This window comes from Salarchaeum sp. JOR-1, assembly GCF_007833275.1.
In the GTDB taxonomy this organism is placed as follows: Archaea; Halobacteriota; Halobacteria; order Halobacteriales; family Halobacteriaceae; genus Salarchaeum.
This window is the reverse complement of record NZ_CP042241.1, coordinates 1,264,988-1,286,769: the sequence shown is the minus strand read 5'-3', so window position 1 is coordinate 1,286,769 and position 21,782 is coordinate 1,264,988. Positions and strand designations below refer to the sequence as shown.

Below are 21,782 nucleotides of genomic sequence, written 5' to 3'. Positions count from 1 at the left end.
CTGGACGCCAGCCATCCCAAGTACCTAGTACCCAAATTCGGCTTTATTTGCTTCCCATGCATCCTCAACCACAATTTCACCTGCCTCAATCGCTTCAACGACACTATCTACGCAACTTGGACTATAGCCAGGTCGTGTGTCCCCCGCGCCAAGTGGCAGTTCTGATTGATGGAATTTTTCTTGTTCCCAGAGCCCCATCTCTACCAATATCGACTTCAGCCTTGGTAAGCTAAGTTCACCCTTCCAGTCACAGTCTTCACTAAGTTCTGAATTCACCTGTTTTTTGAACTGCATCGGGTTGAAGGGATATCTACCGTGAATATTCTTCTCAGTAAATAAATAGACATCATCATCCTCATCAATCTCGTCTTCAGGGACATACTGCGCGGGGAGGCCAGGATCATCGGACCCAAGATTGATTCGAACTCCGCCGCCAGAATCTACTCCGTCAGTAAGAGCCGCGAATGTACTCGGGAAAATATCCTCTAGGTCTTGGTCGTCATCAACTGCTTCCAGCTTTGTAGTCAATTCAGAGTGATCTGGCGTGTCACCGTCATCAGCCAAGCCTCGTTCCACGGAGTCCAACGCTTTCAGCTTATTCCGTGCCTCGTCGGTGGCCCCTTCGTCCATCAGTTCCTGAATCTCATCGATTTCTTGGTCAATAACGGATGCAATGTCTGTTGGGACGGTGGTCGATAGCGGGAGCACTCGGTCGGGAAGGTACTGTGATAGCGACTCATTGAATACCCGGGTCAAGATCATCTCAAAGATGTCCGTACATTGTCTAGACTGGAGATAGAGCTGCTGTTCCCTAACATCAACTTGGTCATGTTGTGCGTAATCCCTGAGATTGTTGAGCGAGAATATGGCAGCAGCTTCAGATTTGGAGAGGAACTGGATTCGCTGGTTGTCACGCGTTCCATCCCGACACCGCTTCACACATTTTTCCAAGGATATTGTTTGGCCCGATCCATCGTCTGCACGAATTTCACCTCCTCTACGGAGAATTGCTGCCTTCAACAGCATCTCAAAACTGTGGTCAAGTAATATCAATACCCCTTCCGTACGGCCATTCTCGAAAGGGCGGTTGAATAACTCAACAGCTATGCGAAATGAGTCTGTGGCAGTAGATTTATATCCCTCGTAGTCGGTCATGGTCGAACCACACCTGCTCATCTGAAAAAACTACATCAACCAGTCTGTGTGAAAAACAGGGAGGAGAGCTGGAAGAGAAACCCAATCAGCAAGAGCGTCAAACCCAATATTCTAATTCTCGCGTCATACTCTTCGACTCGTGTTTCAATCGGCCCGAAGACCATATGATATGGCCCTTCAATCCGCTTCCTTGGTGTTCCGTCTACTTCTCTCATCACAATTGAACGACTACCACGTTGACCATCAAACGTTTTGAATCCATACACGTTGCCCCAATCACCACCTTTGTTATCTGATTCTTCTCTAAGTTCCTCCCGTAATTCATAGAATCCTGTATTCGAGGGTGTCCGTTCTCGAACCACCTCAATAGTGTCGAGAAGCTCGTCTACTGTGCAGTCTTTAGCGTTTTCAACGACGTAAAGTGCATCAATTAATCTCTCTTCAAGATTCGGAGCCGCAAGTAGGTTTGCGGCGCTTCCCTCGTTCTCGAACCGAAGGTGATTGAGTGCGGCTTTCAGTTTCCCCGAATAGAAGTGCTTCTGGAGAAACGGCAAATCTGGTATCGCTAATACCACCACGCCGATGATGTCGATAGAAATTCCTGTTCCCTGAACCACTTTGCTGGCATTCCAACTAAGACACGCTGTGAGGTAGAATATGCAGAGAATCCCGAAGAGCGAGATTGGTAGCGCCATCCGAGGCTTCGGGACTTTTGGCGCAACCATATTCCCATTTCAAAGGCACTTTACTAGTAGATACTGACTTCTGGCGTTCGACCTCTCTTCCCAACTGGCATCGTCCTGACTGTGTCTTCCGTATCTCGCACACCCATTTTATCAGTTTCAGCGGGTTCAACAGGGCCTAATATCTGAGTCTGAAGGCCAAAATGATTTTATTCTTATGTGTTTGGGTGAGGGTGTTCTACTTGCTCCGAGCCCCCTTCTAATCTCGATCAGAGTTTGGAAGCACTACTGAATAGAATAGGCGTGTTTTCAACTACTGTTAAGGGCCTCCGGTTGGTCGTGTATGACAAATGAATGGTTGTGTGGACTCGGCAGCCACCAAGACTTGGTTTCTGGGAACACAATGAACGACAGTAGTTTATCGGCCTATGGTCGGGTGGCGGTGGTGGGTGTGATGGTAATTGCTGTTGTTGCAGGTGGGACGGGGCAGGTAGCAGCGGCCGGCGGCAGTGGGGACCTGACGATTAATGTAACGCACGCGAATGGTGACCAGGCCGCTGAGGTGAACGCACTGATCATCTACCAAGACGGGACACACTACAAGACCGTCACCAACTATCCCAGTGTAGAGTTGAAATATACGTTCTCGAATCTGCCGACCGGCCATACCTATACCGTCCATGCCTATATTCACGATCAGTTTGCTGGCTCAACATCCGCAATTACGATCAGCCAGGATGACTGGTGGACGTGGGGGGATGAAAGTTCGAAATCAGCGACGATTCAGGTTAAAAATCCGATCGAATTTGCGCCGACGATTTACTATCAGGATGGCGTGACGCCGCTTAAAGGGGCGACGGTGTACGTCAAGTCCCACGAAGACGATCCGGACGGCAGCGGAAAGGTCGTCTGGCGGTCTGCAACGACGACTGCGGACGGCACTCTGAATCCATCTCCACTGTGGTTGTATCCAACTGCCGCCACTGATCCCGGCTATTACACTGTTGACGTCGTTGTTGATGGTGAGACGGTCGCGAGTAGGCAATTCGACGCGCTCACCAGCGATTCTAGTCCGAGTATCAGTACTAGTAAATCCGTCCCCACATATGACTTATCGGTTGCAAGTACGACCGGTGGACGCGTTGAGGAAACCCCGACAGGTGCGGTAAAGACAGGGACGACGGTCTCGGTTACAGCGGAGCCTAACCCTGGATACCGGTTTGATCACTGGTCGGGGGATTATCCGTCTGGCCATCAATCGGACCGGTCGATCACCGTGACGATGGATCAAGCTAAATCGGTGACAGCACACTTCGACAAACTCGCGGCCGATCTCACTGTTGCTGTTCGGCTTCCGAATGGTGAGCAAGCCAACGACGTGAATGGGTTAGTTATCTGGCAGGACGATTTTACTGGTGAGCCCTTCCGAACGATTGAGAACTATCCAACCGTCGACCTGGCTCATACAGTTAATTCGCTCCCTGGCGGCCACGACTACAAGGTCGTCGCCTACATCAACGATCAGATGGCAGGATCCACCGGTTGGATCACAATCCGGGATTCTGCTGTTAGTCGAACAATCCAAGTTGAGGACTCAGTCTGGATCAAACCAACCGTGTACTATCAGGATGGAACAACCCCACTTCCAGATGCGACAGTAAAAATCACGTCGCATGAAGGCGTCACGTGGCGCTCTGCCACAACCAGCTCAGACGGCACGACAACCCCAAGAAAACTCTGGGTATATCCAACCAACGAGGGGCACTACACTGTCGAAGTCTACCACGATGGCAACAAAGTAGCGAGCAAACAGCTGTCCTCGCTTGAGAGCAACCGCGAGCTATCCCTAACCACGAGTGTATCACTTCCCACAACTGAGGTCTGGTTCACCGTCTCGAAACAAGGCACAATCGAGGGCTATGCATTCGCTGGCGAACCAATTAAGGGTGCGACTGTCTCTGTAGCAGGAAAGACAAAACAAACAAATGCGGAAGGGAAAATCAGCTTCCAGCTGCCGATTGGGACGCATACGCTCACCGTAACGGCGGACGGCTTCGAGACCGTTACCGACACGATCGACGTCCCCAAAACGGGTAGCTTTGCAGTGAGCGTCCCAATGACTCGGACCGGCGCGGGCGTGCTCAAACTCGAGGTCGTCAACAAAAACGGAGATCCAATTGCAGCAAACAAGTATCGTGTCCTCGTCAACGGCACACAGGTAACGCCAAACGCTCAAGGCGAACTCGTACTCGACGAGGGGACCCACACAGTGGCAATCAAACCGACCGACTTCGGCGCCGAGGAAGGGATCGTTGTGAAGCAAAAGCAGGTGACGATTCAGGGCCAGAATCGAACGGAGATAACAATCATGCCTATCCGTTCTTCGACAAGTACTGGTCTCACGCATAAGGAAAATCAGACCATCAGAAAGTTCATTGGTCCTAACGAAGACGCAATTATTTTCGGCCCAGTTAAATATAAAGAGACATCCTACCTGATCGGATATGCCCAACCAGATAAACAGGGAGTAATTCGATATATCAGTAACGAGCCTGCATCGGCTCGTCAACTCTTCACGAGCATTTCCGGATGGTCAGCCGCCTTCAATATTCAGAGAACGTTTGTATTCCGTCAAACTCCGTCTGGACTGGAATTCGTTTCAGCAAAAAAGCAAGCTATAATTCGGAATGTGACGCAGACACAGGCAGCGTTAGCGTGGGCACGTGGTGATATCAATCGACAGCCACGATACACTGAGTTACATGATCAAATGATACACAGCCCGCGTGCAGATGTCAATTTTTGGTTCCAAAATTTAGTCGGAAGTACACTTCATAGTCCAGAAGATCGTTACCTAGCATCGCTTCAGGCGATCACCACCACATCAAGGAACTATCAATTAGTTCCTGAGATTGCAGCCCAAGAGATTATAAAAGCGAAATCAGCTGCAGCATCAGCAAAAACTGCTCTGGATCTCGCAAAGACGTACAAAGCGCAGAAGTATGTCAAGGTTGCGGGGAAGAGTGTCAAGTCGAAGTATGTTCGGCAGACGTTGATCCGATATGCAGATCAAATAAAGAGGTTAGACACCAGTAAAATCGGCTATGGAGTCGGGCTCGCCAGTCTAGTTCTCTCAATCAGTGAACATCAGACGTACAAAGATCGTAGAGTGGCGATGTTAAGCCAGCTTCAGACCTACGCACACACTCACCAGGGTGTTTCTCTGCCTGAAGGGCTAGATCGAGCGATTACCGAACTCGAGATTCAACACGAGAATAGCCGAGCGAAGACAATAGAAGCTATTGAACAATGGGCTAAGCAGGATGGGATAACCATCGGGACGATGGCCGCAAAGACAGTCGGTACTAAATTCGGGTCTTGGCTCGTAACGAAGTCCACGTATGCTGCCTCAGTCAGTTCGTGGGTAACCTCCAGCACAGCGGGCACACTTGCTGCCGGCGCCGCTTCCCTCGCTAGCACTGCCTTACTAGGCTGGCAGGTTGGTGGACTCTTGACTGGACGTCCTGCGACTTATGCAGCCCTAATTAAAGCAGAATACTCTCTCAGAATAGCTAACCATATTGATGATATAAGACAAGATATTCAGAATACATACGGAGACAATTTGGCGCGAAATAGCGAGATCCCACAAGCAGATATTGCCACGACCTTCCATGCGGCAGCCTATATGGAACAGTTGGCACTCGTCTCATACTACCGCCAAGACGCAAATGCAATCGAAAAAAGCATTCTTGGAGAGTACGAATCGTTCCTTAAGTCAATCTTTGGAGAGGAGGCCTACGCTCGGGAGAAGAAAAATAGATTCCTCGATCAAGCTGCTCGCGAGAGAACGTTCGCAAAAAAATTCCAAAGAACAGCAGTATCAAAGGTCTTAGCAAACTACGCCAGCCGTTCCGGAATTCAGGCTAATCTCGAAATAGACTCAGAGCCAGCGAAAGAGTATCAAACAAAGGAGAGTGTATCAGTTTCAGTAACAGTTACAAACACTGGACGGAGCAGACACCCAGTCTTCGTCGGCTACAGCGTCGTCGGGCCCGACGGTACCAGCTACGACAACCATAACTCGACCGGCAAAACGGTCACACTCGCGCCCAGTGAGACGAAACGGATCTCGCTGTCGTGGACCGTCCAGGAAGCCGCACCGACCGGCAAGTACGACGTCGTGGTCTCCGTCTGGAAAGAAACTAATCGAACGAATCTTCATACGCGACTCGACACAGTTCGTAAACCAGAGGCATTCAGCGTCGTCACAAACGACGAAGAGAGACTCGCACAACTCACCGAGACGGTCGTCCTCGGTGGGACACAAGTCGATCCGGATAGCCTTGCCGACGCCGTCCGAATCGAGCGTGGGTTCGCGCACAACACTTCTGTCGAGGTTCGAAAACGTTCGATAACGAACTACACGGTCGCCATTTCTGCTCCAGAAAGTGCCTCGAACGTAACAGTGTACCTCCGTCGCGAGGCAATTTCCACGGCGGCGGATCTCTCGAATCTCACGATGTACTTGGACGGTGAACAACACCCATTCACCGTCAAGGAGTCTGCTGGCCCGGGTGCGAGTCCGTGGGTAGCATTCAATGTCCCACACTTCTCAACGCGGACGGTGAGTTTCATCGCAGACACAACCTCTTCGGAGCGATTCAACTACACCGCAGAGCAAGGGGTTGCAGTCAACGGTGATACCGCATACGTCCTCTCCGATGGTCAAATCCTGAAAATCGACTTGGAGACCGACAAAGTTCTCACTGTCTTCCCAGCACCGGATGGCACAAATCAAGGACTTGCGTATGGGAATGGGTCGCTGTGGTATGCGGATGCCCAGTCAGATGCCTTTGCTGGACAGATTCTGGAGTTGAATCCCTCGACTGGAGAGGTTCGCTCTCGGATCAATATGGGAGTCGATCCATATGGGCTGGCCTTTGGCAATGGCTCGCTGTGGGTTGCAGAGGTAACGAGCGTGCCGAATGCAATCCATGAGTATACGCCAACTGGCGACCACGTCCGGCAGTTCGCCATTCGCGGCCCGGGGGAATCTGCCGGTCCAGCTGGCCTTGCCTACTACAACAATTCGATGTGGGTTGGCACGCATAGTGCCCTCTCTGAACTCACACTGACTGGCAAGCGAAAACAAACAATACATCGTGACACCGGGTTCACAGGGCTCGCTGGCTCGCCAACAACCCTCTATGGACCAACCACAGACGGAACCTTAACCGTGCTCCGAACAACCACCCCGACGAACAATCGGCCCACCGCCGCCTTTACGCGGTCACCAGCCAACAGCACGGTCACCGTCGGTGAGTCGGTAACGTTCAATGCGTCCACATCAACCGACACTGATGGAACGATCACCGCCTATACATGGAACTTCGACAACGATACTCGCTCAGAGGCAACCACTGCGGTGACGACCCACACATTCACCAGTCCGGGGACCTACCGGGTCACACTAACAGTAACCGATGAAAAGGGGGCCACGACAACAATCCACCGCAGCCTCACTGTCTCCCCGAGTGCTGAACGGTCGCTGACCCTCACAACACCGCGCGACCACCTCGCACCTACGCCCGGCCACACAATCGTTGTGAATGCCACACTCACAAATACCGGGGCAACAAGGTCAACCGGCGAGATCGTATTCACTAACACCACACTTCCGTCAACGTGGATTCACCGTGTCGCCGGCACCGACCCAACAGCTCAAGACCAATTTGCGGTCATCACCGACGGGCACCAAGTCGTATTCTCAGATATTGACCCGAATGAGACGGTCAGAGCTACCATGACCATTCAAATCCCAGCCACCAACGCCACTGGCACATACACCACCACCATCCAACTCCAACACAACAACACCCAGATCACCGCAACACGAATCACCATCACGGTCACACCGAAAACACCGCTCATCGAACAATACGACACAGACGAGAATGGTATCGAAACAACCGAACTACTGGCCGGCATCCATGATTGGCGCCAGAACGCCCTCTCATTACAGAACCTCCTCGCTCTCATCCACGCCTGGCAACAATGACGGAGCGATTAACACACCGACGTTCGTGACCTGCACCTGCTCTAAGAGCAAGTCCCGAGACAGTCACCCCACCGCTCTATAGCAAAACGGCCATGGTTGTGCACGCGTACAAGTACGATAATGGATCGGGAGTTATTGGTCGCGCTTGCGGCAGGGATTCTCCAGGGGATTTTCGAGTGGCTGCCGATTTCAAGTGAAGGGAATATTACGATCGTACTCTCGGCGCTTGGCCGCGCCCCAGAACAGGTCGTGGCGTTCGCGTTGTTCCTCCATCTTGGCACCGCCCTCTCCGCAACCGCGTACTACCATGACGAACTCGCCGCTATTCTGACCCGGCTGCCCGCGTGGCGCCCCCACCGCGCGTTCGACGGTGAACAAGCCATCGTCACGTTTCTTGGGATTGGGACGCTCGTTTCCGGCGTCGTTGGCATCACCGCCTACGTCACGCTCATCGACGCGTTCTCTACGCTTACGGGAGGTGTGTTCATCGCGCTTGTCGGCGTTCTCCTCGTGGGGACAGGCGTGTTCCAATATCTCGCAGAGGACATCGTCGGAGATCGCAAAACACCCGGCTGGCGTGACGCCATCCTCGTCGGCATCGCCCAGGGACTCGCCATTCTCCCCGGGATTTCCCGGTCCGGCATGACCACCGGCACCCTACTGCTGCGCGGCCACAACGGCCCCCAATCGTTCCGCTTCTCGTTTCTCCTCGCCATCCCCGCCTCTGTTGGCGGCAGCCTCCTCGCCTATCTCGATACCGGCATCAGCGTCAGTCTCGTCGCCGCAGCCATCGCCCTGGGCGCCGCCGCCATCGTCGGCTACGCAACCATCGACGCACTACTCCGCATCGTCGAGACACTCCCCTTCTGGAGTGTGTGTATCGCCCTCGGCACCCTCGCCGCCCTCGGCGGCCTCCTCGTCATGTGAACTACCCCGCCCTACTCACCCACGAGGGGTTCCTTGAGGGCGCGGCTTCCTGCTTCAACGACGCGACGTGCAGCCACCGAGTCGGTATCCGCAGCGGCCGCAGTCTCCACAGACGTTGTAACTTCGGAGTGAACCACTCCTAGTTCGTCAAACCCACGCTCCAGCACGTTGAACGCAGCGTTCAGATCCCGGTCAGCGGTGAACCCGCAGCTCGGCCACGCGTGTTCGCGCACCCACAACGGCTTCTCAACCTCAACCCCGCACTCATGGCACTCCTTCGTCGTCCCGGCCGGATCCACTTCAACAACGTAACACCCGTTTTTCTCGCCGTGGTGCTTGAGGATCTGGATGAATCCGCGCCACCCAACGTAATGCGTGGTGCGAGCATTCCCGTCGGCTTCCAACATCTCTTTCACGTCGAGATCTTCGACAAACACGGCGTCATACGTGGTGGTGTAGAAGTGCGCAAGCTTGTGCTTCTAGTCACGCTTCCGGTTCGACAATCGTTGATGGAGCTCGGCCACGCGGCGGCATTGCTGCTCCCAGTTGTTGGATCCGCGTTGTTTCCGTGACAGCGCGCGTTGCGCGCGCTCCAACCGCTCACGATCGTCACTCAGATCGAGGCGGTTCACCGACCGGCCGTCGGAGTCGTGGATGAAACTGGTGATGCCGAGATCAAGCCCCACGCAGTCGTCAAGGTTGATCTCGTCAACAGTGGGTTTCTCGAGAGCGGCAGTCTCGACGGTGAATGTGACGAACCACTCCCCCGGTGTTGGCTTTCTTCACCGTGAGTTGCTTCACGTCGCCGTCAGGGAGGTCACGGTGCAGGCGAATCGGGACGTGAATCGTGTTGCCGGCGATTTTCTCCAGGGTGAGATGTCCGTACCCGTCGGGGCCACTCTTCTTGTCGAGCTCGAAGCCCTTCCAGTTATAGAAAGTGTGAGGCGAAAACCCACGGCTTTAGCCGTGGGATAAAGCCGACAACTAGGAATCAAACCACGCTCCAGTAGCAGCCCGACTCCCCAGCGTTGAAGAAATACCAGTACCCCATATAAGATATGGAAGTGCGGCGTACCGTCCCCGTTGCACTCAACGTGGACAGTGACGACGCCGCACTCCTCGAAGACACCGTCGACCAGTTCCTCTGGTCCGCCCAGTACGTCGTAGACCACGCTTTCCAAGGCGAGAACGTCACCACCAGCAAAACCACGCTCGACGACGAAACCTACGACGACGTACGCGAGAAAACGGACGGCTTCAACGGTGAACTGGTGCAAGCCGCTCGCAACAAGGCCGCTGACGCCTGCAAAAGCGTGGTCGAGAAGTGGAAAAAAGGCAAGAAAGCGTCGAAGCCACGCTTCACCAGCCCACACGTCGTCTACGACCACCGCACCGCCACCTTCCACGACGACTACGCAAGCCTCGCCACCACAGACGGTCGCATCGAAGCCGACTACGGACTGCCCGACGAGGATAGTGACACGCCGCACTCGGACTACCTGTTCTCCAACGACTACGAAACGACGGGTGCGGAACTGCACTACCACGACGGCGACTGGGTACTTCACATCCACTGCAAGACGGACGTGGAGTCCGACACGCCGAAACAGGCAACACCTGAGAACGGAACGGTTCTCGGGGTTGACCTCGGCGTGAACAACCTCGCCGTCGCTTCGACAGGCACGTTCTGGACCAGTGACGAGTTCAACCACTGGCGCGGAGAATACGAGAAACGACGTGGATCGCTTCAACAATGCGGCACGCGCTGGGCGCACGAGAACATCCAATCCGTTGGACGGAAAGAGGAAGGACGGTTCAAGCAGATGCTTCACCGTATCAGCAACGAACTCGTTGCAGAGGCCCGCGAGAACGACTGTTCGGTGATTGCATTCGAGGAGTTAACCGACATTCGTGAGCGAACCGGTGCGTCGTGGGGCCACAAGTGGGCGTTCGACCGCCGCTACAACTACGTCGCGTACAAAGCCGAAGAACACGGCATCACAGTCGAACAGGTTGACCCCGAAAACACGAGTCGGCGGTGCTCACACTGCGGGTTCACCCATCCCGACAACCGCGAAGACGAAGACTTCGAGTGCCTGAAGTGCAGGTACGAGATTGACCTCCTCCTCCGCGTGAACGCGGAGGAATCCCGCCACAGGATTTCAGGCCGAGCGAAGCGGCCTGTTGGTTTCAAGACGCATACGGTCCACGCGTCGTCTGCTGGGTTTCAGCATCGGCGTGGCTGTCTTGTGGCCCGGTCAAAGAGGCCCCATCCGTAGCCGAGTCATCGTCACCGGCCTTCTGCCGGGAACTCCGGTCGCTTCGGCGGTGACTCTCTCCACTACGGTAGCGGTCTGCAATGTTTATCGCCCCGTTCACGTCGGCCTGATACTCACCGACCCAACAGCCGCCGTTCGAGCATCTGAACGTCGCCTGTCGTGGCCGGTAGCCGTGTTCACCGCAAGCGTGGCACGCCTTCGACGTGTTCCGGGGATTCACCGTCTCGACGGGAATCCCCTTCTCGGCGGCTTTGTAGCGAATCTGTGCGTGAAGCTTGGCAAAGCCCCACCCGTGCAACCGCCGGTTCATGTACTCGCCGTAGTCCATGTTCTCGCGGATGTACGTCAGGTCTTCCAGCACCAGCACTGGATTCTCGACAGACTCGGCGTACTCCACGACCTCGCGGGTCACACGGTGGAACACGTCGTCAATCTGGTCCCACAGCGAGTCGCCGTAGGACTCCGCGATTCGCTCACTGCCACGCTTCTGAAGCCGTCGCGTGGCGGTGAAGTAGGTTTTGCGGAGCCGACGAACGGCTTTGCCGTCATCGGCCCACAGTTCAGGGCGAACAGGAGAACCGCTCTCGTCGCGGTGACACACCGTGACGAGACTCGCTTCTCCAATGTCTACACCGATGGGCGTTTGCTCGTCGGCGGACGCCTCAGATTCGTCCTCCACGTCGCGGGTAACAGTGATGTGGAGATACCACGTTCCGTCCCGCTCGAACAGCCGACTTTCACCCATTTCGGCGTCGTCTGCGTACAACGCTTCGAGCCACTCCCGCTGTTCGGGATTGGCACGAGCCGGAATCCAGAGGTGGTAGTCCTCGTGGTGCGGGATTTTGACGTACCACTCGACAGCGTTCTGTGGCTGGTGGTCAAGTTGCAGGCCCTCGTTGGTGAACCGCACCGGGTGGTCGTCGTGAAGCGCGTCGGCATCGTAGCTGTTCCCACAGAGTTGTGGGACGTACTTCTTGAGGGCGTTTTTCGCGTAGCCGCTCAGGTCGTACTCAACAACCACGTCGTTGGCAGCTGACTGTGTGTCACAGCCAGCGGCGAACGCCTCTTGGAGTGCTTGCTGGTAAGCGTCCCGTGTCTCACGAAGCTTCTGACGCTTGTGGACGTTCGGGTCCACAAGCGTCAGTTCGAGCGTTTTCGTGAGTTCGGTCACGCTTCTGCCTCCTTGTGTCGGTCAATGTAGTTCTCGACAGTTTCGCTGGAGACGTGGCCGGCTGTTCCAGCGTAGTAGCCGCGTGCCCACCGTATTTTCTCGCCGTCGTGGTCGGCGTGGCGGTGATTGTACTTCCGCGAGGAAATGCCCTTGAACCAGTTGGCGAGCAGTGCTGGACTGTGTTTGGGCGGGCTACTGACGAACAGGTGAACGTGGTCAGGCTGAACAGTCAGATTTTGAATGTCCAAGCCCTTTTCGTCGGCAATTTCGTGGAGGATGGAGTTCACACGGTCGGCAACCTCTCCCGTCAGTACCGCGTTGCGGTACTTCGGGAGCCACACTATGTGGTAGTTGAGGTTGTAGGTTGCGTGCCGTGTGGTCTTCATCCGTGCTACACACTATGGTTATGTCGTGGCAAATATATTGCGAAAACGGTGGGAAATCCAGCCCTGCAATAGAACGGTGGACTGTCACACTATGCTGTTCGCTCGACCCCCGCCTGTTCGCTCCTCGGTTCCGACACTCTGTCGGAACACTCGTCACTCACGGGAAGACGGGGGTATGCGCTCGAAACTCTATCACACCACCTGAGCCACGCCCCAACGAGAACGCATATTGCGCGGGCCGCCAGTCAGCATGATATGTTTGGTACAAGCGGGATTCGCGGCCCGGTTGGAGAGACTGTCTCAACAGAACTCGCTGTCTCAATCGGCCGGACGTTTCCAACCGCGTTCCCAGCGTGTGAGTCAGTCCTTGTTGGGCGTGATCCACGAGATTCAGGCCGTGCCCTTGTCGATGCACTTGCGGCGGGCCTCCAGGAAGCTGGTGTAGACGTCCTCACCACTGGCATCGAAAGTACACCAACCGTCGCCCGGACACTCCAGTCCTACGATGCGGACGCCGGGATTGTCGTCACGGCCTCCCATAATCCACCGACCGATAACGGCGTGAAATGCTGGAATCCGTCGGGCAAGGCGTTCACCACCGCCCAACAGGAAACGCTCGTGACTGCACTCGAAACTGAGCAGATAACCACTGCCGAGTGGGATGGATACGGGACGCGCCGACGGGTTACGGACGCGCGTACGCGGCATGAGCAGGCGCTGCTCGATTCCCTTGACACTGAGCTCAGCGGGATGGATGTCGTTGTTGATATTGGGAATGGGGCGGGCCGTATCACGGCGGATGTCCTCGCCAAAGTCGGAGCCAGCGTCACGACGCTAAACGGCCAGCCTGATGGGGCGTTCCCCGGCCGACCAAGCGAACCCACACCGGACACCTGTGAGGACCTGTGTCGGCTCGTCCGCGTCCGTGAGGCTGATCTCGGCATCGCCCACGACGGGGATGCCGACCGCATGCTCGCCGTCGATAATACGGGCGCGTTCGTGAGTGGGGACCAGTTGCTCGCACTCTTTGCGCGTGACGCCATCAATAACGCGTCGGGGTCGGTTGTGGCCGCGCCCCTCAACACGAGCCGGCTCGTGGATGACGCGCTCGCGGCCGTTGGGGGTACGGTGAAGCGCACCCAGGTTGGGGACGTGTATGTCGCGCAGGCCGCCGCGACCGACGACGACGTGGTGTTCGGCGGGGAGCCGAGTGGGGCGTGGATCTGGCCCGACAGCGCGCTCTGCCCGGATGGCCCGCTCGCCGCCCTCACACTCACCGCACTCCTCACCACCGGCCCCCCACTCGCAGATCGCATCGACACACTCCCCACGTACGTCACCAAACGCGAATCAATCGAGGTAGCGCACAAACAGGCGCAGCTCGATGCTGTGCGCGACCACATCGTCACCACCTACAGCGAGGAGGATGTCTCAACGGGTGATGGGGTGCGCGTTACTCGGCCCGACGGCTGGTTTCTCATCCGCGCCAGTGGCACCGAACCCCTCATTCGCATCACCGCTGAGGCAGCCACTGACGCGACCGCGAGTGATCTGCTCGAGACAGCGCGGGAACTCCTAGCGGAAACAGTAGGCGACTATCCCGACCCAGGTCGGTAGGCCGCGGCGAACTCCCGCAGACTCCATCACTGGCGCCCATCTCTGATAGGATGGATTGCGACCCGGGTGATGCGGAGATTTCGACATCTCGGCGGCAATGGTTCCAATTGCGGGAACTCCGGGTTGCGAGCGCCGCTACACTACACACCACACGGTGGGGCACGCACGATGCGAAGTCACAGTCCGCCTCCCCACCGCGATGCTGTCACTAGGCGCCGTAGGCTTCCCGACTCGGGGAAGCGCAACACGGCCACTGAGTGGGAATATCTTGTACGCCGAGATGGTAAAGTCTCGGCGCTTGGCCAGGTACCCAGGGAGCCGTCTGTATCGAAGGCTTTTCTGTTGGCAGGTCATCGGTCAGACCAAGATTGCGTATGAGTTCAGCATCGGCGTCGATTCGTGTGCTCCATGTTGATGATGACCCGGGTTTTGGAGAGTTAACAGCAACCTTTCTTGAGCGTGAGGACGAGCAGTTCCGCATCGAAACAGAAACAAGCGCTGCTGACGCCCTGGCCACGCTTCACGGCCGCGAATTTGATTGTGTGGTCGCTGACTATGAGATGCCAGACCAGAATGGTATCGAACTTCTGCAAGCAGTTCGCGCTGACTATCCGAACCTTCCGTTCATCTTGTTCACTGGGAAGGGGTCTGAGGAAGTTGCCAGTGAGGCTATTTCAGCCGGTGTGACTGATTATCTGCAAAAGGACTCTGAGGCCGAGCAGTACACCGTCTTGGCCAATCGCATCCGAAATGCCGTCGAACGCGCGCGAGCAAAGACTGAACAACAACGAAAGCTCGACGCCATTGAAACAGCACGGGAAGGCATTAGTATTCTCGACGAAGATCGACAGTTCATCTACGTGAATCAAGCGTACGCCGATCTCTACGGCTACGCCCCCGACGAGTTGCTCGGTGAAAGCTGGGAACTCCTCTACCAGGACGAGCATCTCGACGACATTCGCAACGACATCCTCCCGGCCGTCGAGGCCGCGGGCTACTGGCATGGCGAAACGATCGGTGTACGAGCGACTGGTGAGACATTTACCGAAGATCACGTCCTTGCGTTGACCGACAATGGTGAACTCGTCTGCACTGTCCGCGACGTGACAGATCAACGTGAGCGGGCCCAAGAACTCGAACGGGCACAAACCCGTTGTGAAGCACTCTTCGAGAACTCCCCCGATATGATTAACATCCATGACAAGGACGGGATTATCCGAAGCGCGAACCGACGGTTCTGTGACGAACTCGGCTACGATGAAGCTGAAATCGTCGGCCAAGGAGTGTGGGAGATTGATCCGACAATCTCACCAGACGATCTCGCAACACAATTGGCTGAAACCGACACTGGTGATCGATTCCGTGTCGAGACAGAATTCCGGCGCAACGACGGCTCAACGATCCCCGTCGAAGTACACGTCGCCCGACTCAACATTGCAGACGACGACCAGTTCGTCGTGTTCTCTCGGGACATCAGCGAGCGGAAAGAACACGAACAGCGGCTAGAAGCGCTCAATGAAACTAGCCACGAATTGCTCGCCGCAGACTCCCAAGAGGAGATCGCAGAAATCAGCGTCGAAGCAGCGCGTGATATTATCGGCCTAGATGCGAACGTGCTCAATCTCTACGATGCGGATCGAGATGCGTTAGTTCCGGCGAGCAGCACCGAGGAGGTCGCCAATCTCATTGGAACACCCCCGGTCTTCACTGGTGACGACAGTATTGCATGGCGAGCATACACCGAGGGAGAGGCTCGTGCAATCGATGATGTCCACACGAACCCGGATGTGTATAATCCGGAGACACCGATTCGGAGTGAACTCTACCTCCCGGTTGACGAATATGGGATTCTTGTTGCCAGTTCGCCAACGACAGCTGCCTTCGACCGGGAGGATCGTGTACTCGGGGAATTGCTGGCAAAGAGTATCGCTGTTGCCTTAGAGAATCTTGAACAGACTGAACGGCTCCAGAAGCGAAAACAGGAACTGTCGGACCAGAACGAACGTCTTGACCAGTTCGCCAGGTTCGTCTCGCACGACCTCCGGAATCCGTTAACCGTCGCCGAGGGACACCTTGAACTCGCCCGGGAGGACTGCGACAATGACCATCTTGCCACTGTTGCGCAGTCCCATGATCGAATGCGCACCTTGATCGACGAGTTACTCTCGGTAACACGTGAATCAGACCCTGTCACGGATCGAGAGCGTGTTTCCATCGCTGAGCTGAGTGCCCACGCTTGGGAGCACGTCGAGACAAAGCAGGCGACCCTGACGGTGGACGTCACACGGTCGATTCGAGCGGATCGAAATCGCGTCACGCAGCTACTCGAAAATCTCTTCCGGAACGCGGTCGAACACGGTGGCGACAACGTGACCGTGACCGTTGGTGACCTTGCTGACGGGTTTTTCGTCGAGGATGATGGCAGAGGACTCACTGCTGCCGAACAGGCAAGCCTCTTTGAGGCTGGGTACTCGACGGCACCAGACGGCACTGGGTTCGGATTACCAATCGTGAAGCAGGTTGTCGAGGATCACGAGTGGCAGATTCACGTTACTGACGGCGCTGACGGTGGTGCTCGGATTGAAATCTCGGGACTTGAGTTCGACACGAAAAAGACAGATTCACCAAGCTGACCAGTAGATGGAGACCCAGCGATTCAAACAGGACTCGTGTTACTCTGGGCAAACTGGAGGGGACGAGGATCCCTGAACTGCCCGGACGAGCCCGGTACCCCACTCAGTATTAGCTGCCAGTACTACGAGGCGAGGCGTTCATCCCAACAGTTGTAACGAGAAGATTCAGGACCCCTCGCGTGACAGAACGGACAGTGTCAATGAATACCAATCGAACACGTCGGGGGATGCTTCGAATGGCCACTATTGGGATTGGACTATCGACATCAGCGGTCGGCCTGAGCGCTACACGACGACCGTGGAGGAAGAACACTCAATCGGACGACAGCGGTGATCCGTCAGCGGGTAGTGGGTCGTGGCCAATGTATCAAGCGGATCCGGCGAACACCGGGTGGCAGCCGGGACCGCCGGCCCTCACACCATTACAGAGAGCAGCATACTTTTCGAGCCGCGCACAGACGGCCAATCGGCGGCCCTCGTGGACAACACGCTATATCTGGAGACTCGGACGACCGCGGGTGGAACCGAGGACGACACCTATCTGTACGCCATTGATTCAACAGACGGCTCCCAAATCTGGCGAAGCGACTTCTCTGCCGTCTTCTCAAGCTCACCCGCTGTCGTCAACGATATGGTATACGCCAACAGCGAAACAGCCCTCCACGCCGTCAGTGCTGATGATGGCACCCGCCAGTGGACGTATTCGTACGACGCGACCTGTTACTCCGCGCCGGTCGTTACCGATGGAACCGTCGTAACGACTACCGAGGACGGAACGGTCTACGCTCTCGAAACTGACGGCTCAACGCGATGGACGACGCAGTTCTCCGGCCGGACGTACAACAATCCGGCTGTAGCCAACGGGCACGTGTTCACGGCTGCCGCTGGCGGGGTTGTGTACGCGTTTGCTGTTTCTGACGGGAGCGAACGCTGGCGGTTCGAAACAAGTGGCAACATCCGTGCGTCACCGACGATCGTGGACGGAACGGTCTACATCCAATCGTACGACAATACCGTGTACGCGCTGGCCGCAGAGTCGGGCGAGAAACAATGGACAGCGAATGTACGGCAGGGGTCATCCGCCTCCGCCGCTGTCGCAAACGGTACGGTTGTAGTTCAACTGTGCGGTAGCGCGGAGTTCCCGTCCTCAAGGAGCAACGCAGGACGAAGGCTGAGTAGCACAGTAGGGCGGGGAGGAGCGCGTCACCCAGACACCAGCCAAACACTAATTAGTAAGTAACTACAGGCATTCTTTGAACGCGTGTCGGACGACGACTACCTGAGACGCACCGCGATAACGCGCCTCTCCGTGTCCCCTGAGCAGGCCGACCTGCTCGAAGACACGCTTGACGAGTGGCGCACAGGTGCGAACATTGCCACGGACATCGGCTGGAAACACTATGAAACCCGAAAGCGGAAACTCCAGTCGCTCGCCTACGACGATGTTCGTGACCAAACTCGTCTAAGGAGTCCGCACGCCATCCTCGCGTGCTTCCAAGCCGCACAAGCTCTGAAAAGCGTCGATGAACGTAAACAACAGGGCCGCAACTACTCAAAACCCGAGTTCACCGCGCCTACGGTGAAGTACGACGCCAACACGATGACCCTGTTCGATGACAACACCGTCTCACTCGCCACCCGGGAAGTCGAGTGCGGTGCGAGTTGGTACTTCCCGACGACGAAAACGGCTACCAGTACCAGTATCTCGACAGCGACGAGTGGGAAGTAGCGGAATCGACGCTGACAGCGCGTGACGGCAACTACTATCTACATCTCGGCTTCCGTAAGCCAAAGCCCGATGCCGACGAGTCACCCGTCGAGGACAGGACAGTTCTCGGGGTTGACCTCGGTATCGAAAACCTCGCCGTCACCAGCACCTCTTACTTCGAGTCAGGGCAAGAACTCTTGCACGAACACCGCGAGTTCGAACGCGTTCGCGGTGGCCTCCAAGAAACGGGCACCGAGTCCGCACATCGCACGCTCGTCCAGCGTGACAATCGCGAAGAACGGTACAATCGTGACTACCTGCACCGAGTGTCGAATCGGTTGCTCGCGGAGGCAGTCACCTACGACTGCACGCACATCGTGTTCGAGGACTTGACGCACATCCGCGACTCGATGCCGAGCAAGCGCAAATTCCACCAGTGGGCGCACGCCCAACTCGTCAAGTACGTCGAGTACAAGGCTGAAGCACTCGGTATCAAGGTCGTGTACGTTGACCCTGCGAACACGTCGAAGCGGTGTTGCGAGTGCGGGCATACCAGCGATGGCAACCGCACGGAGCGCGATTTCTTCGAGTGTGAGAAATGTGGTGCGACGGCGAATACGGATTATAACGCGGCGAAGAATGTTGGATGGCGGTTTGTCCGTCGTGGGCTACATGACTCACGGCGGACGGGCGACAGTCAACTCGCCCTGAAGTCGGGGACTGTGAAGCCGAACCGAGGATTTATCTCGTACTCCGTTATGGAGTCAGAGGCGGAGTCCACCGATAAGCCCCACCCTCAACGAAGCGAGCGGGCGTCAGCCCCGAGCAAGTAGGGTGGGGTAGTTGACGGTGGTGATGGCTGGTCGTATGGGTTTGACGCCGCGACTGGAGAACAGCAATGGGAGCACGAGGGAAGTGGAACCTCATGGAATTTGCCGGCTATCTCTGACGGGGTGGTGTATCTGGGTTCAGATTACCAGATATATGCGCTGCGGCTCGACGACGGAACACAACTCTGGTCAGTCGATGCAATAACCCCGGGGTGTCCCGTGCTGGACGAAAACAACCTCTATACCGGGACACAGGAGGGATTTTTCGCTGTGCGTGGTGACCCAACCCAACCGACATCCAAAACGGCTGCGACACCAACAACGACTCGGACGACGAGGACGTCAGCACAAGCATCGAGCGAGACAGCGACTCCCCCAGCCACCTCGACGGCATCTCACTGGCTCCTGAATTCCCTTGTATTGCCGATTCTTGGGGTTGGCAGTGCACTCGTTGGCCTATTACTGCTCATCTGGAAGTCCGACGACAATGACGACAATACCTAAGCCGGGTTCAACAAGGGATCCTACGTTATTCGACGGTGACGCTTTTGGCGAGGTTGCGTGGTTTGTCGATGTTGCGGTCGAGTGCGTCGGCGATGTGGTAGGCGAACAGTTGGAGGTAGACGTTGGCGACGAGCGGTTCGAGATCGCCGAGGCTGGGGACGGGGAAGGTGACATCGAGAACCGACTCGGCGTCGTCGAGTGAGGAGACCCCGAGGACGGGCGCGTCTCGTGACTGGACTTCCTTGACGTTGTGCACCATCTTCTCCGGGTTCGCGCCGTCGGTGAGGATGGCGATGACGGGTGTGTCGGCAGTTACGAGGGCGAGACTACCGTGTTTGAGTTCCCCGCCACCGAACCCCTCGGCATGCGTATAGCTGATTTCCTTGAGTTTCAACGCGCCCTCAAGCGACACCGGCATGCCGAGGCGCCGCCCAACAAAGAAAAACGCCTCACTGTCAGCCAGCTCCCGGGCGGTGTCTGCGACACGGTCAGCGTCATCCAGGACTTGTTGGATGGCGCCGGGCAGACTCCGGATGTTCTCAAGGAGGGTGCTGGCGCGGTCACCACCCAGGGCGTTGCGCTCTCGGCCGATGGCAACGGTCAGCAACGCGAGGGTGGTGACTTGCGCGGCGAACGTTTTGGTGGCTGCAACCCCGATTTCCGGGCCCGCCCGAATGTAGACGACGTCGTCGGCTTCGCGGGCGGCGGTGCTCCCGACGGTGTTCGTGACGGCAAGCGTGCGGGCGCCGGCGGCCGCGGCCGTCCGCATCGCACTGAGGGTGTCTGCGGTCTCCCCGCTTTGAGTGACAGCGACAACAAGCGTGCGCCAGGGATCGCGGCCGCCGGTGAATTCGTATTCACTGGCAACTTCAACCGTACACCGGACGTCAGCGTGCGCTTCAAGCAACCGCCGGGCATACAGACCGGCATGGTAGGACGTGCCGGCCGCGACAATCTGGATTTCGTCAAGACTCTGAAGATAGTTTGTCGGGAGGTCGAACTCGAGGTCGGCGGTACCGTTGACGACGTCCACGCGGCCGGAGATCGTCTGCCGGAGGGCCTGTGGCTGTTCGTGAATTTCTTTGAGCATGTAATGCTCGTACCCGGCTTTCTCGGCGGCATCCGCCTCCCAGTCAACAGTCTGGGCCTCCCGGGTGACCCGGTCGTCACCCTGCCAGATCGTGATCTCGTCGGCCGTCACCGTCGCAATGTCGCCGTCTTCCAGAAAGATGACATCCCGCGTGTATTCCAGGAACGCGGTAACGTCACTGGCAACGAAATTCGCTGTCTCGCCACGGCCAAGAACTAACGGGCTGTCTTGACGGGTGACGACTAACTCAGCAGCCCCAACAGCGGTCACACCTAGGGCAAAACTTCCCGTGAGCCGCTCAACGACCGCTTGCACGGCCGCCCGGAGATTCGTGCCATCGTAGTGGGCTTCAAGCAAGTGGGGGACGACTTCCGTATCCGTCTCACTCGTAAACTCGTGGCCAGCCGCCACCAACTCAGCTTTCAACTCCTCGTAGTTGTCAATAATCCCGTTGTGGACGACAGCGATCTCGCCCGTGCAGTCCGTATGTGGGTGGGCGTTTGCATCCGTGGGTTGCCCGTGAGTACTCCACCGGGTATGCCCAAGGCCGGTTGTTGCCGAATGGGTGTCGGGCAGGGTGAGCGCGTCGATGTCACCTTCGCTCTTGTAGACGTCGAGAGTGTCATCGAGAAGGGCGACGCCGGCCGAGTCATACCCGCGGTATTCGAGGTTCTTCAACCCGGTCGCAACGACCGGTAACGCCGCTTCGGTGCCGGTGTAGCCAACAATGCCACACAT

Annotated in this window: 11 protein-coding genes and 3 pseudogenes; 8 read left to right on the top strand and 6 right to left on the bottom strand. The window is 56.6% G+C overall.

The genetic code is table 11. The features are described 5' to 3' along the window. Positions 1 to 24: 24 nt before the first annotated feature. Positions 25 to 1,155, bottom strand: coding sequence for a DUF3644 domain-containing protein (locus FQU85_RS07790; protein ID WP_145846591.1), 1,131 nt, complete (start codon positions 1,153 to 1,155; stop codon positions 25 to 27). Between the two features lie 35 nt (positions 1,156 to 1,190). After that, positions 1,191 to 1,850 (bottom strand): hypothetical protein, encoded by a 660-nt coding sequence (locus tag FQU85_RS07785; RefSeq protein ID WP_145846589.1) that lies wholly within the window; start codon positions 1,848 to 1,850, stop codon positions 1,191 to 1,193. A 442-nt stretch (positions 1,851 to 2,292) separates the two neighbouring features. Between FQU85_RS07785 and FQU85_RS07780 the strand changes: the two genes are divergently transcribed. Together FQU85_RS07780 and FQU85_RS07775 are read left to right on the top strand one after the other, a co-directional pair. Then, on the top strand, positions 2,293 to 7,899 hold the full coding sequence (locus FQU85_RS07780; protein ID WP_168219954.1) for a PKD domain-containing protein: 5,607 nt from the start codon (positions 2,293 to 2,295) through the stop codon (positions 7,897 to 7,899). Positions 7,900 to 8,019: 120 nt separating this feature from the next. Further along, entirely contained in the window at positions 8,020 to 8,826 is an 807-nt protein-coding gene (locus FQU85_RS07775) for an undecaprenyl-diphosphate phosphatase (RefSeq protein WP_206022021.1), read from the top strand. A gap of 11 nt (positions 8,827 to 8,837) precedes the next feature. On the opposite strand, the pseudogene FQU85_RS13795 reads toward FQU85_RS07775, so the two are convergent. Beyond that, positions 8,838 to 9,759, bottom strand: a pseudogene (locus FQU85_RS13795) (RNA-guided endonuclease InsQ/TnpB family protein); the annotation flags it as partial. A gap of 125 nt (positions 9,760 to 9,884) precedes the next feature. On the opposite strand from FQU85_RS13795, the gene FQU85_RS07765 reads away from it, so the two are divergent. Further along, positions 9,885 to 11,105 (top strand): RNA-guided endonuclease TnpB family protein, encoded by a 1,221-nt coding sequence (locus FQU85_RS07765; RefSeq protein WP_145846582.1) that lies wholly within the window; start codon positions 9,885 to 9,887, stop codon positions 11,103 to 11,105. Here the strand turns inward: FQU85_RS07765 and FQU85_RS07760 are convergent. Further along, on the bottom strand, positions 11,017 to 12,276 hold the full coding sequence (locus FQU85_RS07760) for an RNA-guided endonuclease TnpB family protein (RefSeq protein WP_145846579.1): 1,260 nt from the start codon (positions 12,274 to 12,276) through the stop codon (positions 11,017 to 11,019). The genes FQU85_RS07765 and FQU85_RS07760 overlap by 89 nt on opposite strands. Beyond that, the gene (gene tnpA / locus FQU85_RS07755; RefSeq protein WP_145846574.1) at positions 12,273 to 12,662 is read right to left on the bottom strand and encodes an IS200/IS605 family transposase; all 390 of its coding nucleotides are present in this window, start codon (positions 12,660 to 12,662) and stop codon (positions 12,273 to 12,275) included. The genes FQU85_RS07760 and tnpA overlap by 4 nt, the downstream gene beginning before the upstream one ends. 255 nt (positions 12,663 to 12,917) lie before the next feature. On the opposite strand from tnpA, the gene glmM reads away from it, so the two are divergent. The 5 genes and pseudogenes from glmM to FQU85_RS13790 form a co-directional block, all read left to right on the top strand. Then, a complete protein-coding gene (gene glmM / locus FQU85_RS07750) occupies positions 12,918 to 14,279 on the top strand; it encodes a phosphoglucosamine mutase (protein WP_145846571.1) in 1,362 nt (453 codons plus the stop codon). A 374-nt stretch (positions 14,280 to 14,653) separates the two neighbouring features. Further along, on the top strand, positions 14,654 to 16,912 hold the full coding sequence (locus FQU85_RS07745; protein ID WP_145846568.1) for a PAS domain S-box protein: 2,259 nt from the start codon (positions 14,654 to 14,656) through the stop codon (positions 16,910 to 16,912). A gap of 391 nt (positions 16,913 to 17,303) precedes the next feature. Further along, positions 17,304 to 18,152 carry a PQQ-binding-like beta-propeller repeat protein gene (locus tag FQU85_RS07740; protein WP_168219953.1) on the top strand — a complete coding sequence of 283 codons (849 nt, stop codon included), beginning with the start codon at positions 17,304 to 17,306 and terminating at the stop codon, positions 18,150 to 18,152. Between the two features lie 21 nt (positions 18,153 to 18,173). Beyond that, positions 18,174 to 19,453, top strand: a pseudogene (locus FQU85_RS07735) (RNA-guided endonuclease InsQ/TnpB family protein). Between the two features lie 36 nt (positions 19,454 to 19,489). After that, a pseudogene (locus FQU85_RS13790) lies at positions 19,490 to 19,954 on the top strand (PQQ-binding-like beta-propeller repeat protein); the annotation flags it as partial. Positions 19,955 to 19,979: 25 nt separating this feature from the next. Here FQU85_RS13790 and glmS read toward each other — a convergent pair. Beyond that, positions 19,980 to 21,782 carry a glutamine--fructose-6-phosphate transaminase (isomerizing) gene (gene glmS, locus FQU85_RS07725; RefSeq protein WP_145846561.1) on the bottom strand — a complete coding sequence of 601 codons (1,803 nt, stop codon included), beginning with the start codon at positions 21,780 to 21,782 and terminating at the stop codon, positions 19,980 to 19,982.